Raw genomic sequence first — 14,778 nt, forward strand, 5'->3', positions numbered from 1 at the left:
TTTGCCATGCTCTCATTGATAAGTCCTGCAGAGGCCATCCTTCTCTCAAAGCTGTCACCGGTTCTTCTTGCTTCCTGTTTAGCTTCCTCTGCCTCCTGCACAGGCTGCACGTCTTCGCTCTGATCCTCCGCTTCCGATTCCTCTCCGGCAGGGTCCGCCTGCGGCTCCTGCGGGTCAGTCTCCTCAGGCACTTCCTCCGGCAGGGGAGTGTCCTCCAGCATCTGTGCACTGGCAGCATTCTCTCCCATTACCACAAAGGCGTCCAGGCTCACATAGCTTCCCGAAGAGGCAGGATTTTTATCTCCTGTGTGCTCAACCGTAATCGTGTGTTCACTTACATCCTCCCAGGTCTGCTCATAGAGCACCTCGTATACCTGAGTTCCTGTGGCTGCGTCTGCATCGTACAGATCGATTTCCTCAGGAGTGCCCTCATCTACAGTAATTCTTACAATTCCCTGGTTATTTTCCTTTGCACCAACCCAGCGCACTCCGCTGCCGGTAAAGGTGAATGCCACTTTCGCGTTATTTTTAGCCAGATAGGTTACGGATTTGCCATAGGCATTTGCCGTCCAGCTCTTGTCCTGATCGGTAAAATAATCGGTACCTTTTTCTCCCGTAAACTGGAAGTCCGGAGAGTCCGCTATAATGTCATAGAAGGTAAAGCTTCCCACTTCCAAAACATTACTCTTAACCGGATCTTTCGCCGTCTCCCCGCGCATGAGAGTTGCGGTGCAATATACTTTATTGCCGTCCAGTCCGGAGACATCAAGAGTCTCGCCTGTTTCCCCCTCGATGGCCTGGGCTTTTGAGTCCGGGTCTCCTGCTGCAATGCGGTACCACTGAAGCCCTACCGATGTACTTTCATCTGCATTGCGGACATCATAAGTAACTTTAAGCTGAGCATCTCCATCCTCAGAAATTGTTACGTTAGACAGGGATGAGACTGTCTCTGTGGAATAGTTAGCTCCATTCGTCAGGCGGACAGTTGCTGTTCCCTTCGTCCCCTTTGCCAGTTTGCCTGCTATCCCTGTATAATTGCCCCATCCAAGGTTCGGATAGTACCACTGATTATTGATAATCAGCTGCGCTTTCTCCGTTGCCTGCGTGTCATCGCCGCTGAGAATTTCAAAAGCATCTACTACAATACAGTTAGCATTTCCCCCTGAAGTTTCAAGCTTGATAGTATGCTCTCCATTCTCGAGTCCGTCAACGCTGTATATTACACTCTGTTTCAGTTCATTTCCAAGATCGCTGTAAGTATCAATCTCTTCCATAAACTCTCCGTCAATATAAACTTTTACCTTACCTACATTTTTCTGTTTTGATCCTATATAACGTATTCCTGTTCCCTCAAAGGTTAACTCGCAGGAATCCCCCAGCTTTGTACTGAAAGTTTCTGTTCCCGCATAGTCAGCACTGGAGTCATAGGTTCCCCATCCGCCTGTGTACTTAATCCTGGCATCTCGGTCATCAATATATCCCAAGTCATAATTAATGCCAACCCTGGCCGCTACCTTTGCGTCCTGCGACTCTACACTGACTCTTGGAGAATCCTCCTGTGTCCCGTAATTTACATTATAGTACCAAACATTTTCACGCATCGTTTTAAAATCATTGGTTACCAGCCCGTTATTGGGATCCTCTGTGGCATAGACAAAGTAATTCTTCATATCGTCTTTCCATGGCCACTGAGGCAGTACCCCGTACTGATCCGGTGTCTCGTCTGCACCTTCCCTGATTTTCAGTGCGGTTCCCTCATTACGCCCGATATGGTCCTCCGGATACGCACTGTAAAGGCCGTCGCGCAGCCAGCTTACGCTTTCCATATCCTTAGGAATATCAAAGCTGATTCCAACTTCTCTCAGGCCTGTCTTAGTCTTAGGCTCTGTGGTCAATGTATAGTCCGTTGTAATGATCCCATTTCCGGATATCTTCATATCAAAGCGGACACCCTGTCCATTCTGATACGTTCCGTTTAAGGTGACAACCGCAAAATTATCCTGCAAGTCCACGGTAATCCCATTGGCTGCATCAGGTGTCCATTCGCCCAGGCTCATGCCTGTTACATGGAGGTAAGGACCGCCGGTAATCAGCGCGCCGTCTTTAAAGCTGCCGCTGGTGATGAGACCCGTCACTGTGCTGAATGCCACAGAGAACCCGTCTCCGCTTACGATAATCTCATTGGTATCTTCGTTTGATGAAATCAGCGGCGCCGTATCACTTGGAGGTGTAAAGTTATGCTGCACCTCGGCCAGCTCCACATTATACTCGTCGGCCATAAGTCCGTCAGGTGTATAGAATTTCAGATTGACATTCCGGGCATCTTTCGATACGCCTGGTATTGCCAGCACACCCTCGCTGTGGGGCTCAATGCTTTCCTCTATTTCTATAGAACTGACGGCCCCGCCGTCTGCGGAATATTCCAGCTTCAGCTCATTGAAATTCGTATGATCAAACCAGTTCTTTACCGGGATATTCATAGTATCCCCGGATACATAGCAATTGTCCTCGTCCACGCGTACCGGAGAGTAAGCCTTTTTGGTCAGATAAGCCTCTGGTTTTTCTCTCAGATAGGCATCTAATACACTTCCCCATTCTCCGTATCCCGCAGTCTGTCCGTCTGAGTGGGACTGCCACCGTTCGTTTGTCCCTTCCGGGATGTAGAAGACATCGTCAATGCCTCCCCACAAAGCACCGCCTAACGCGCCGTCTGAAGTAAAGATATTTTCCCAGCCCTTTTTAACGCTTTCGCCCCAGAAGTTGCGGACATTTACATCTCTCTGGAGTTCATCCAGATTATAGCACGGGATATGGGCGTATTCATCATGAAGCACCGGTTTATCACTTCTGCCCATTCCCCCGGTTACACTCGCATAGTGCGCACTGTAAATATCCACGAATCCTGCAGGTTCCCCAGTATCCGGAAAGCTAAAAATGGTAGGACGGGTTGTATCCACATCTTTAAGGTAGTCCCGTTCGTCCTGGAATGCATTTCCGCCGGACTGAGAAGCCACTTTGCTGTAGTTGGATTCATTTCCCAGAGACCAGATAAGAATAGAGGGCCTGTTCCGATCCCGTTCTATCATCTCTGTAAACTGAGGAAGAAAATCCTCATATTTACTGCTTACATCCGCCCAGGGGCCCTGGAAACAAACAGCAGTCTCCTGCTCTACGTAGATTCCCAGCTCATCACAGGCATCCAGCAGATCTTCGGACGCCGGATAATGGGAGGTACGGATATGATTGATATTGGCTTTCTTATAAGCTTCAATCTCCGCATAGCTCTGTTCTCTGGTCATGGAACGTCCCAAATCATAGGACACATCATGACGGCAGGTACCACGAAGCTTCACCTCTTTGCCGTTTACATATACCTTGTTTTTATCTGTTCCGTCTTTTCCGCTGTACTGAATCTCACGGAATCCTACTTTTTCTTCATTTACCTGTACTGTCTTTCCGTCCACAGTCAGTGTACTTCTGAGTGTATAGAGATTGGGATGCTCTGCATCCCACTGCTTCGGGGATTGTACCGGAAGCGTCAGTTTTTTGGCGCCCGAAAGTTCCGCTGACTCTGCAATAAGCTGCACTGCCTCGTCTCTCTTTGCCCGCATTGCATCATATGCCTCTTGGGAATACTGCCCAGGCTGCCCGTCTTCACCCTCATACAGATTGTCTGCATTTTCGTCCAGTAAAACAGTGGCCTCCTCAATGAGCTCCGGAAGATTCTTAAGCTCTGCGGCGTCTCTTGTGAATTCCATCTCACCCGAAGTCACTACCTCTTCTCCGTCCAAAAGCTCCACCTGAAGCTCAGCTTCCCCTGTTACCATTCCCACTTGGGCGGTTACTTCCAGGCTGGCGTCCGTAAAGGTCTCATCAAAATCGGTATTCACATGTGTCCTGGCTATGTAATCAAAAGGCATAGCCACCAGGCTCACATCCCGGTTAATGCCGCCCATATTGTGGTGGGCGTACTCTGTGGCGTTTGCCGGATTATTCACAGACTTTCCCTCGGGATTCCAGATTCCCGGTGTTGTGGAGTACAGTTCTGCAACCCCCACAGTCATGGTAACGGTCTCCCCGGGCGCTGCATATTCCGTGATATCACAGTCCCAAGTGGTAAATCCTCCCACATGAGTCTGCAGATATTTCCCATTTATCCACACACGGGCATTGCTGTATACACCGTCAAACCTTACAAGGACTCTGGTACCAGCAAAATCCTCCGGAACTGTAATTTCTCTTTGATAATAATACTCGTTGTTAGCCTGAATATCAAACCCCTGCATCAGAGGTTCTCCGGGAACCTTTATGCTCTGCCAGTCCCGTTCTGCCCAGGCGCTGAAGTCAAAGTCCTGATTCTCCTCTGTGGGGGCAGGAACACCTCCGGGATCGGTATAATCAGGTATGTCATAGAGATACTCCCAGGTTCCGTCACCGGTCGTCTCGTTCAGAGTGATTTCACTGTTTTCCACCCCGGAAAGAGCTTTTGCTGCTTTCGGAATCACCGGTGTCTCCCACACATCACTGCCAATCTTGACATCCTCCACCTGTGCCTTCGGCGCCTCCTCCGAGGGGGGCGTATTGTCTGCCAGGGCAGGCACGCTGCCCAGCTGCAGGGATATCACACCCGTCATCATAAGGCTCAACGTTCTTTTCCATTTTCCCATTACTGAAATTCCTCCTTCTTCTGAAACCTGCCAAAGGGAAGGCCTGAGCTTTAGCCCTCCCTTTGGGCGCAGTTCAATTACTTAGTTACAAAGAAGACTTAAGCGAATCTTACTAAGTATTCTACCTGTCTTCTCACGGGAAAGCTTCCGGAATTAGGAACAGGAGGCACTATTTTGTACAATATTCGGAATTCATCTTATTACAATAAAAAATGGGAGCCTTATACGCTTAATCCTCAGAATTCCCGTATAAGACTCCGTTACTGTTATTGTACAAAAAAAATTTCTAGTTCCGAATACTTCACATCACATAATCCCGTGCCTGTCAAAGGATTCCCTGGCACCCATGCCGCCCCGGATGGCCTCTGCCACCATTTTTTCACCTGTGGCCTTCTCCCAGGCACGTGTAATTGCCTCCCTCTCGATCTCCTTTGGAATTACCAGAACTCCGTCTAAATCCCCAAAAATGATATCTCCGGGATAGATTCTTACTCCTTCGATTTCAATCGGCACTCTGTAATCAATCACCTTACCCCTCGGCCCCTGATCCTGTGCATACCGCCCATAGGAAAAACAGGGAAATCCCAATTCCAGGATCCCTTTAGTATCCCTGTGAAACCCATTAGCTACCGCTCCTGCCGCTCCCAGGATCTGCATCCTGGTACACATCAGTTCTCCTACCAGTGCATACGAAGGAGAGGAACCGGCACAGATATAGACTTCATCCTTTTTCAGATCATCCAAAGCTTCCAGCATCAGCCCAAAGGGTTTTTTCATAATCGGATTCTGCCCCTCAGACAGCTCTTCAAATGCATCTGCCTCCAGCACTGTCATGGCCCTTCCTGCCAGAACCATGTCCATATCCAGCGGCTGCAGGCGGGAGGGGAGAAACTGGTGGAAATAGTGCATCTTGTCCAAAATATCTCCCAGCACTGCAGAGTACAGCTCTTTTCTCATCAATTCAAATAACTCACTGTCATTGTTCCATGTAATCATTTGCCTCTCCTTTTCATTCAGCTACGGCCCCCTCGGCCGCAGATTTGCTTATCCTTCTGTATGTATTCAGATAACCGTCAGCCAGCTTCTTTTCTGCAGGCTTCCAGTTCTTTCTGCGCTTTTTTAGCTCCTCCTGCGAAACCTTCAGTTCAAGTCTGCGTCCCGGCACATCGATCCGGATCTCATCCCCGTCTTCCACTAACCCGATCGTCCCCCCCTCATATGCTTCCGGGGATATATGTCCTACAAAGCATCCTCTGTTAGAACCGGAAAACCTTCCGTCAGTTACTATGGCGCAGGAGGAAGCAAGTCCCATTCCCTCCAGACACTTCATGGGACGGTACATCTCAGGCATCCCGGGGCCCCCTTTAGGTCCCTCATATCTCAGAACAATAATTGTCCCGGGTGAAACTTCACCCTTTAGGATTGCCCTGCAGGCCTCCGGTTCACTTTGATAGACTTTTGCGGTACCTGCCATGCGCATCAATTCACAGGGAATTGCCGCCGGTTTTACCACTCCCCCCAGGGGGGCCAGATTTCCGGTCAGAACCGCAACACCGCCGTCCCGGTGAAACGGCTCTTCTCTGGTCTTTATCACTTCTCTTCGTCCGGTATAGGAAGCTCTCTCCAAATTGCTGCTCAAGGGTTCCCCGGTCACTGTCATGCATCTGCAGTGCAGCATAGGTTCCAGCTCCTTCATCACCGCCTGCACTCCCCCTGCCTCATAAAAATCAACCATATCATAGGGAGAAGCCGGATATACAGACGCTACCTGAGGCACCTTTCTGCTGAAAACGTCAAACCGTTCAAGGGAAAGAGCGCCCAGCCCAGCCTCCTTATGAATGGCCTGAAGGTGCATGATTGCATTTGTGGACCCCCCCATAGCCATCAAAAGAACAATAGCATTCTCTATAGACTCTCTGGTAATAATGGTGCGGGAAGTAATTCCCCTTTTTACCAGTCCCATAACCGCAGTTCCGGTCTCATAGGCAATCTGCAGGCGTTTTGCGTAGACGGCCGGTATCACAGCACTTCCGGGAAGACTCATCCCCATAGCCTCCGCCATACACCCCATTGTATTTGCAGTTCCCAGCATTGCGCAGGAACCTGCACAGGGTTCGGCCAGATTTTCGATGTCGGAGAACTCCTCTTCCGTTATTTCTCCCCGCTGCTTCCATCCCACAGCCTCCGTGACAATATTACCGTCATAATGTTTCCCTTTATAACAGGCCGGCATCATAGGGCCGCTGTTGCAGAATACCGCGGGCAGATCCAGTCTGGCTGCAGCCATCAAAAGCCCGGGCACAATTTTGTCGCAGGATCCGAGCAGTACCAGGCCGTCAAACCTGTGGGCTCTCACCATACATTCCACAGAGGCAGTGATTAAATCCCGCGAAGGAAGGATGTAGCGCATTCCCTCATGTCCTTCTGCAATGCCGTCGCAGGGTGCGATTGTCCCGAACGTCATGGCAGTCCCCCCTGCGGCTTCAATCCCTTTTTCCGCCTGCCGGCAGAGCTCATTGATATTGTAATGTCCCGGAGTCGCATTGGTGTACGTATTTACAATACCAATCAGAGGCTTTGAGAGGGCTTCATCCGTAAAACCCATGGACTTGTACAAAGCCCTTTTCAGAGCACCCGCGTCCCCCTGAAGCAAATGGTTATAATATGTTTTTTCCATATTTAGTCCTCCACAAAGTCATTGGCAGCCACCACCGGAAGAGTAGCTCCCCCGTCTATAACAAGAGTGGTGCCCGTAATGTACGCCGCATCCTCCGAAGCCAGATATACCACCCCTTTTGCTATTTCTGTTGTTGTGGCAAAACGGTGCAAAGGCAGTTTATCCGCCGCCTTTCTCCGCTTATCATCAGGCGCCCAGCCCACATCTGTATATCCGGGGGCCACCGCCGCCATGCGGATTCCATAGAAAGAAAGCTCCATCGCCGCATTTCTGGTGAATTTTGAGACCGCCGCCTTAGTGGACGCGTAGATCGTAGCATTGGGCCAGCATCCCTCTACCTGGTTAGAGGAGATATTAATAATAACCCCCTTTACCTTGTGGGCAATCATATTCCTGGCTGCAATCTGGCTGCTGAAAAACACTCCCTTCCAGTCAGTAGCTGTCATATGGTCAAACATTTCCTCTGTAGCGTCCAGAAAAGCAACCTCACTGCTGATCCCGGCATTATTGACCAAAACATCAATGACAGGAAATACAGAAAACACCTTTTCATACATAGACTTTATATCTTCCATTCTGGACAGATCTGCGTATACCGGAAAAGCTTCCACCCCCATAGCTTCCGCTTCCCGGCAGAGACGCATTGCTGCAGCCTCGTCACTTCTGTAGTTTACTGCAATGTTATATCCCGCTTCCGCCAGGCAGTATGCCGTCTGGCGTCCGATTCCCTTCGCTGCCCCTGTGATAAGGGCTGTTTTTCTTCTTTTACTTTCCATATCTTTCTGCTTTCTCTCCTCTTACCTGTAATTTACAACGGTACACCTCACCTCCGCTGCCGGTTTCATCCCTGGCAGTGGTAATATAAAGCATATCCATATTCTTCCCTCCAAACGTACAGCAGCTCACATTCCGGTCAGGAACTTCCAGTTCCCTGAGAATGCTGCCCGTCCCGGCATCGCAGCAGACTACCCGTCCGCCGCCCCACATAGCAATCCACAGTTTTCCCTCTGCATCCATACACATACCGTCCGGTACGCCCTGAACCCCTCCCAGATCCACTGCTGTGCCCGTCCTTTCCAGAACAAACTCTTCTTTTACCGCATAGGCATCCACCCTTCTGGTTGGGGTATCTATATGGTAGAATGTCTTATAATCTTTTTTCCAGCACAGGCCGTTGGGAATGGTATAGCCCGGATATCGGCTTCTTATAAAACCGTTCTCTATACAATAAAGGCTGCCCTTCCCCCGGGCGTGCTCTCCCTGGGAAATCTCCATACTGCCCACCCACAGCCTCCCCCTTGCGTCACATTTTCCGTCATTGTACCGGAGTCCCCATTCCAGACCGCTGTCAGCAATCTTCACCGCTGTTTTCTGTCTGAAGTTTACCCGGTACAATCCGTCAGGCAGCGCTGCCGCCAGAGTACCTGAAGGTTCCAAAACAACACATCCTATGTAATCATGCATTTCCATCATAAGAAGCGTCTCCGTGTCAGGAGCATATTGATACAGTTTTCGGAATTCAATATCTATAAAATATAAAACCTGTAATATTTCGTCCCAGACACAGCCTTCCAGCAGCATTCCCTGCAGATTCGTTATTTTTTCCATCTTTTGCACCATTTCTTTCTATACCTTCTTCCTCCATTATAGTGAGCCGCTGGCTTTATCTCTTCCAATATTCGGAATCAGAATTTATTTGTTTTGTCTGATTCGGAAATATCATAAGAAAGATTACGCGAAAGCGCAAACTGCCGCCCGCCGGATGTTTATCCCATCCGGCGGGCGGCAGCCCTATATTTTATGCAATTATTTAATTCGGTATCTTACGATCAGTGAATCCAGCATCTTCATAAACCGTTCATGGCCTTCCTCCGCCATCCCCGGCTGTCTGTAGACGTCTTTGTATTCCATCAATACCCCATGGAACAGGCAGCACTCCAAATCGCTCAGAAGCATGGCATCGTCAAAGGTAAAGTATCCGGTGGAAGCTGCTCTCCGAAGCATAATCCGGTTTCTGCCCTGCAGGTCATCATTAAAGAATACGCTTGCAGAAAGGCCGTCGGAATGAATCCATTCGTCCGGAAACAACTGGTAGTATTCGAATATAGTGTCTCCAAGGTTTTCTTTGTATTTGCCCCAGAAGAGGGTCTCAAAAACATGAATATTCTGAAATGCATATTTAGAAAAAGACTCCCACATCAGTACTCCCATGTCCAGGGCGTTCATATTGGAGTTAAATATCTTCTGCAGGTCTACCATATAGTCCTCCAGGAACTTTATGGAGGCAAACAGCAGCAGATGATCCAGGTCATTAAAGTGCCGGTAAATCACTGTACTGGTACAGTTAGCTTTAGAAGCAATGGTGCGTATCTTAGTATCCTCGGGCCCTACATCCTTCAGAATCTCGTATGTTTTTTGTATCAGTTCTTTCTTTTTGTTCTCTGCCATAGCGGCTCTCCCTAAACTTACTTAGAATATTATGACAACTGCGCCCCAGGCGGGCGCAGTCATCACCAAGCTATCTAATTTTATACCAAAAAATTAATAAAAGCAAGTTCTTTCAGGGAATGTTCCTACTCTCTATAAACTGCGTATATTTTAGAGTGCCTCGATATATTTTCTGAGATCTGCGTCAACATCAGCCGGTAACGTAGGCTCGCCGTAATCTGCAACAATCTGTTTCCACTTCGCATTGGCAACCTTTTCAATCGGCGTGCAGCCCTCTCTGTGCCACTGGTCATAAGTCTGGCGGTTGCTGAGTCTCGGTCTGTAGAACTCATCTCTGAAGTTATCCAGCGTATGATCGTGGGTGAGGAAGATGCCTCTTGGGCCTACCTCTTCAATAACGTCGTAAGCAAGAGTTTCTTCATTAACAGTAACACCCTGGTTAATTCTTCTGAGATAGCCAATGATCTCGTCATCAATGATGAGTTTTTCAAAGGAGGTGGTACTGTAGGTATCAATGATTCCGGCTGCATGGAGGATAAAGTTTCCGCCTGCCATCTGTGCCATCATTAAGGTTATGGCTGACTCGTAGGCCGCCTGAGAATCCATCATCTTAGAATCAGAAAGCGCACCGCTGATACGGCATGGAATCTGATAATATTTGCACAGCTGTCCGTTAACCAGAGATACGACTGCATCCTCCGGTGAACCGATAGCCAGAGAACCTGTGGACATATCTGCATTTGAACCTGATGCAGAATAAACAATCGGTGTTCCCGGATTTACGCACTGAGCCAAAACAATACCGGCCAGAACTTCTGCATTCTGCAGGGATACCAGGCCTGCCAGAGTAGCCGGTGTCGTCATTCCCGCCATAGACAGGGAGTTAACAAGCTGCGGCTGTCCTGCTTCCGCATAGGCAATGATAGCGCCTGCCATATTGTTGTCATAGCTCAGAGGTGTCAGCGTACAGGGGATGGACGCCATAACCGGTTTGTCCTTAATTGCATCCATGCCGCCGAACAGCATAGAGGCCATCTCAATACACTGTTTTGACTTCTCATATCCATATACACTGCCCATCAGCGGTTTATCGCTGTATTTTAAGGTATTGTACACCATCACCTGCGCACGGATCTTTACGTCAATATCATTGGGCTCACAGGAGATATGGCTCTGAATATCAATATTATCCAGTTTATCACAGATTTTTACTATGTTGATAAAATCATCCAGAGTACCGCTGCGGCGTCCCCTGTCCATATCCATAACAAACGGTGAGCCGTATGGTCCCACATACGCGGTCTTTTCACATGTGATTTCAACATTCTTTTTAGGGTTTCTTGCATACATTGTAAATGAAGAAGGTACGTTCTTCAGCTCTCTCTCCACCATCTCTCTGGGGAAACGAATCAGATCGCCGTCAACCTTCGCTCCTGCTTTTTTCAGAATCTCTTTTGCAGGTTCATAGGTGAAAATAATACCTACATTTTCCATTATTCTGAGAGAGTTCTCATGAATCTGTTCGATTTCATTCTGTGTTAATAATTGATATCTCTGCATTTACAAATACCTCCGTTTTCATTAAATAGGGGATTCCATTTGCTTGATTCCAAATCCTGCCATGATGCAATGCCGGCTCTTTTATCCGGTTTTCCTTAACCACCTCCACACACGATACAGGTCCTCGGTGTGCCCCCCTGCCGCATGCACCGGTACCCCCTATATCACTATGCGTAAAACAACATTTACATACCATTTGATAACAACATCATATCCCATTACGTTATCATTGTCAACATATTTTTACTGATATATTTGTTGTTTTTTATGAATTGTATGTTTAATTAAACCACTTCCATCTATTTATTGGGGATTTTATTTCATATGTTCATTGACACAGCACCCCATTTATGTTACCATTTTGTTATCATGATAACTATATAACCATGTTACACCACCCACAGCCTGAGTTCTGCTAACGCATTCTGCCTTTAACACAATCAGACTGCCGGGAGCAAAGCCGTTATCATTTGCGCATCGAACTATTAAGAAAGAATGGAGGGATACAAAGACAGCCAAAAACCTCGGAACCTATAGTGCAAGGTATGTTTGTACCGTCAACCTGGCGGTGGAATGGAGACAATTTTATGAAGAAAATGGGTTTTAAAAAATTAATGATTTTTATTATTTTAAGTGCCACTGTTGCCCTCGCCTACCAGATTCCATATCTCCGGTACACATTTTACGATCAGATGACTGCAGCGCTGCATCTGAACGATACACAGATGGGACTGATGGCAACGGCAGTATCCCTCACCAGTACCCTCTGTTATCCCATCGGGGGGATATTTGCAGAAAAGTTTTCCTGCCGGAACCTGATTATAATTTCATTGGCAGGGCTGGCTGCCTGTACCGTTGTATACTCTATGACAACGAACTTCGTACTTTTGATGATCGTTCATATTCTGTTCGGCTTCTTCGGGATTGCCACTTTGTGGTCTGCCTACCTGGCTGGTATCCGCTCTCTCGGGGATGAAGAAAACCAAAGTACTATCTTCGGCAGCAGCGAAGCAACCCGGGGTATTCTTCAGGCAATCTGCGGCTTTATCTTCCTGGGAATTATGGGAGCCGCCGCCTCTGTCGCCACTGGTTTCCGCTTTATCCTCTTAGCAGGAACTGTTATCTGTGTAATATTTCTGGTTCTGGCATTTGTCTTTCTGCCGAAAGGCAATCTGAACGGCGAGGAAGAAACCCAGGACAGCGGAAAATCTTATTCTATGCTGGACGCCCTCAAGTGTAAGGGTGTATGGATCACCATCGGCCTGGTTGCCTGCGCATATATTTCCTGGACACTGGGCAACGGCTATCTGACCACCTATACCGTGCGGGTACTCGGCGTTTCAGAGTCAACAGCCTCTACCCTCGGCATTGTCAGAAGTTATATTATTGTATTTCTGGCAGGATTTATCGGCGGCTGGCTGCTGGATAAATTTACTTACAAAGGAAAGGGATTCTTCGTCTTATTTACAGCAGTCATTGCGGCTACAGCGGCAATGATACTCACCAACAAGGTGGTGCCGGTGTGTATTGCCATTACGCTTATTCTTGCTTTTATCGCTAACATTATGAAGTCCACCTACTGGAGCACAATGGGGCAGGCAGGGATTCCCATTAAGATGACAGCAGTTGCCACAGGAGTTGTCTCCTTCATTGCCTTTATTCCCGATTTTGTTATTCCTCCCATCGCCGGAGCATGGCTGGACGAAGCAACCAAAGCAGGGAATGTGGAAGCAGGTTTTAATAAAATTTTTATTCTTCTCTTCGCTTTCTCAGCAGCCGGTCTGATCGTGTCAGTTATCTTAACCAGACAGACAAAATCACTGAAAAAGCAGGCATAAGATTCCGCCAAGTATACTGCTCTGTAAGCAGCAAAAGGTGCAGGACTGACCTACGGGTTATGTCTGCACCTTTTTTCATTGGATCTCTGCCAATCTGCCCTGCACTTTTGTTAATAACTTTATTGCATTTTTATTTCTTTTACCCGCAAAAAAGCGGGTTATTATGACAAAATATTTCTAATTTTTTATATGTTTTTGTTTTTCTGTTTCATTACTCTAACGTTTCTCGCAAGCATCTTGACAATCAAATCATTTCGTACGATTATAATGCCAACATATGGAAAAGCGCTTTTTTAAATATTACATTTACAAGTGAGGACACCATAATGAAGGAGAAAAAAGAACGGCTGCGGGAAAGGGAACAAGAGAAACGAAGGGCGGAACGGGAAGATCAGGTAAAACGCCAGAAGCTATATGTGCTGGCTGGCATATTGCTGATACTCAGTATATCTGCCGGGGCATTCCTGATAAAGGGCTGCGGGGACAGACAGACAAAAAGTCCCGGACAAGCCGCACAGCAGGTGTCATCCCAGAGCAATTCCCCTGATGAGACGCTGACGCTTCTGGCGGCAGGCGATAATTTATTCCACGGGCCCTTAATCGAAACAGGAAAACAGAAATCCGGCGCCTGGAATTATGACAGCATTTATGCCAACGTAAAAGACAAAATTCAGGCCGCAGATCTGGCCGTTGTCAACCAGGAAACTGTTTTTGTAAAAGACCGGTCGGAATTATCGGGGTATCCGCTTTTCGGAACCCCCACGGAGGTGGGCGACGCCCTGGTCAATGCGGGATTCGATGTCATCCAGCAGGCCAGCAACCATACCTATGACAAAAAAGAGCAGGGCGTTTTGGATACGCTGGATTTCTGGAGGGATGAGCACCCTGATATTACTGTTCTGGGAATCCACGGCAGCAAAAAGGAACAGGAAGCGATTGCTGTGGTAGAGAAAAAAGGAATTAAAATAGCCATGCTCAACTATACATACGGAGTAAACGATAATAACCTCCCCCATTCCAAATCTTATCTTATTGATATCTGGGATGAATCGAGAGTAGAGAAGGATATTAAGCAGGCAGAGAAGGCCGCCGATATTACGATCTGCTTTCTCCATGCAGGGGAAGAATACTCGAAAAAGCCCACAAAGGATATGGAGAAAAAAGTAGATTTTCTTCTGCGGCACGGGGTTGACATCACCATCGGCGCCCATCCCCATGTACTGCAGGGGTATGAAATGAAAAAGGACAGGGAGGGCCATCAGATGCTTGTCTATTACTCCCTGGGAAACTTTGTATCCACCCAGCAGCGGCCGGAGGCACTCCTTGGGGGACTTGCCGAAATCACCCTGGTAAAATCCGCTGAAGACGGGAGTGTCAGCATCCGGGATGATTACGGACTCACCCCTATCGTTATGCAGTATGATGACGATCCCAGCGCACGGGCTGTCTATCTGCTGGAGGACTATACCGAGGAAATGGCACAAAAGCATCGGATACACGTCTATTCCAATGAGGAATTCACTTTGAAGCGGCTGCAGGAAATGGCCGGGGCGATTACCGGTGATGTTTATTCCTGAGCACACAAAAA

9 protein-coding genes are annotated in these 14,778 nt (G+C 47.9%); 2 read left to right on the forward strand and 7 right to left on the reverse strand.

The window, feature by feature from the left end:
• The 7 genes from BUA56_RS17670 to BUA56_RS17700 form a co-directional block, all read right to left on the reverse strand.
• The coding region (locus BUA56_RS17670) for a glycoside hydrolase family 2 (RefSeq protein ID WP_072854103.1) at nucleotides 1–4,667 on the reverse strand (4,667 nt) is incomplete at its 3' end.
• A 306-nt stretch (nucleotides 4,668–4,973) separates the two neighbouring features.
• Nucleotides 4,974–5,663 carry an RraA family protein gene (locus tag BUA56_RS17675; protein WP_072854104.1) on the reverse strand — a complete coding sequence of 230 codons (690 nt, stop codon included), beginning with the start codon at nucleotides 5,661–5,663 and terminating at the stop codon, nucleotides 4,974–4,976.
• Between the two features lie 13 nt (nucleotides 5,664–5,676).
• Nucleotides 5,677–7,344: a dihydroxy-acid dehydratase gene (gene ilvD, locus BUA56_RS17680; protein ID WP_072854105.1), complete on the reverse strand. Its 1,668-nt coding sequence runs from the start codon at nucleotides 7,342–7,344 to the stop codon at nucleotides 5,677–5,679.
• 2 nt (nucleotides 7,345–7,346) lie between these two features.
• On the reverse strand, nucleotides 7,347–8,120 hold the full coding sequence (locus BUA56_RS17685; protein WP_072854106.1) for an SDR family NAD(P)-dependent oxidoreductase: 774 nt from the start codon (nucleotides 8,118–8,120) through the stop codon (nucleotides 7,347–7,349).
• On the reverse strand, nucleotides 8,110–8,952 hold the full coding sequence (locus BUA56_RS17690) for an SMP-30/gluconolactonase/LRE family protein (RefSeq protein WP_207650951.1): 843 nt from the start codon (nucleotides 8,950–8,952) through the stop codon (nucleotides 8,110–8,112). Before BUA56_RS17690 ends, BUA56_RS17685 begins: the two co-directional genes overlap by 11 nt.
• 198 nt (nucleotides 8,953–9,150) lie before the next feature.
• On the reverse strand, nucleotides 9,151–9,792 hold the full coding sequence (locus tag BUA56_RS17695) for a TetR/AcrR family transcriptional regulator (RefSeq protein WP_072854108.1): 642 nt from the start codon (nucleotides 9,790–9,792) through the stop codon (nucleotides 9,151–9,153).
• Between the two features lie 150 nt (nucleotides 9,793–9,942).
• Nucleotides 9,943–11,352, reverse strand: a complete 1,410-nt coding sequence (locus tag BUA56_RS17700; RefSeq protein ID WP_072854109.1) for a trimethylamine methyltransferase family protein — start codon at nucleotides 11,350–11,352, stop codon at nucleotides 9,943–9,945.
• A gap of 587 nt (nucleotides 11,353–11,939) precedes the next feature.
• Here BUA56_RS17700 and BUA56_RS17705 point away from each other — a divergent pair.
• Nucleotides 11,940–13,190, forward strand: a complete 1,251-nt coding sequence (locus BUA56_RS17705) for an MFS transporter (protein ID WP_072854110.1) — start codon at nucleotides 11,940–11,942, stop codon at nucleotides 13,188–13,190.
• Between the two features lie 326 nt (nucleotides 13,191–13,516).
• On the forward strand, nucleotides 13,517–14,767 hold the full coding sequence (locus BUA56_RS17710; protein ID WP_072854111.1) for a CapA family protein: 1,251 nt from the start codon (nucleotides 13,517–13,519) through the stop codon (nucleotides 14,765–14,767).
• Nucleotides 14,768–14,778 lie beyond the last annotated feature (11 nt).

Source organism: Lactonifactor longoviformis DSM 17459, from assembly GCF_900129135.1.
Lineage (GTDB): Bacteria > Bacillota > Clostridia > Lachnospirales > Lachnospiraceae > Lactonifactor > Lactonifactor longoviformis.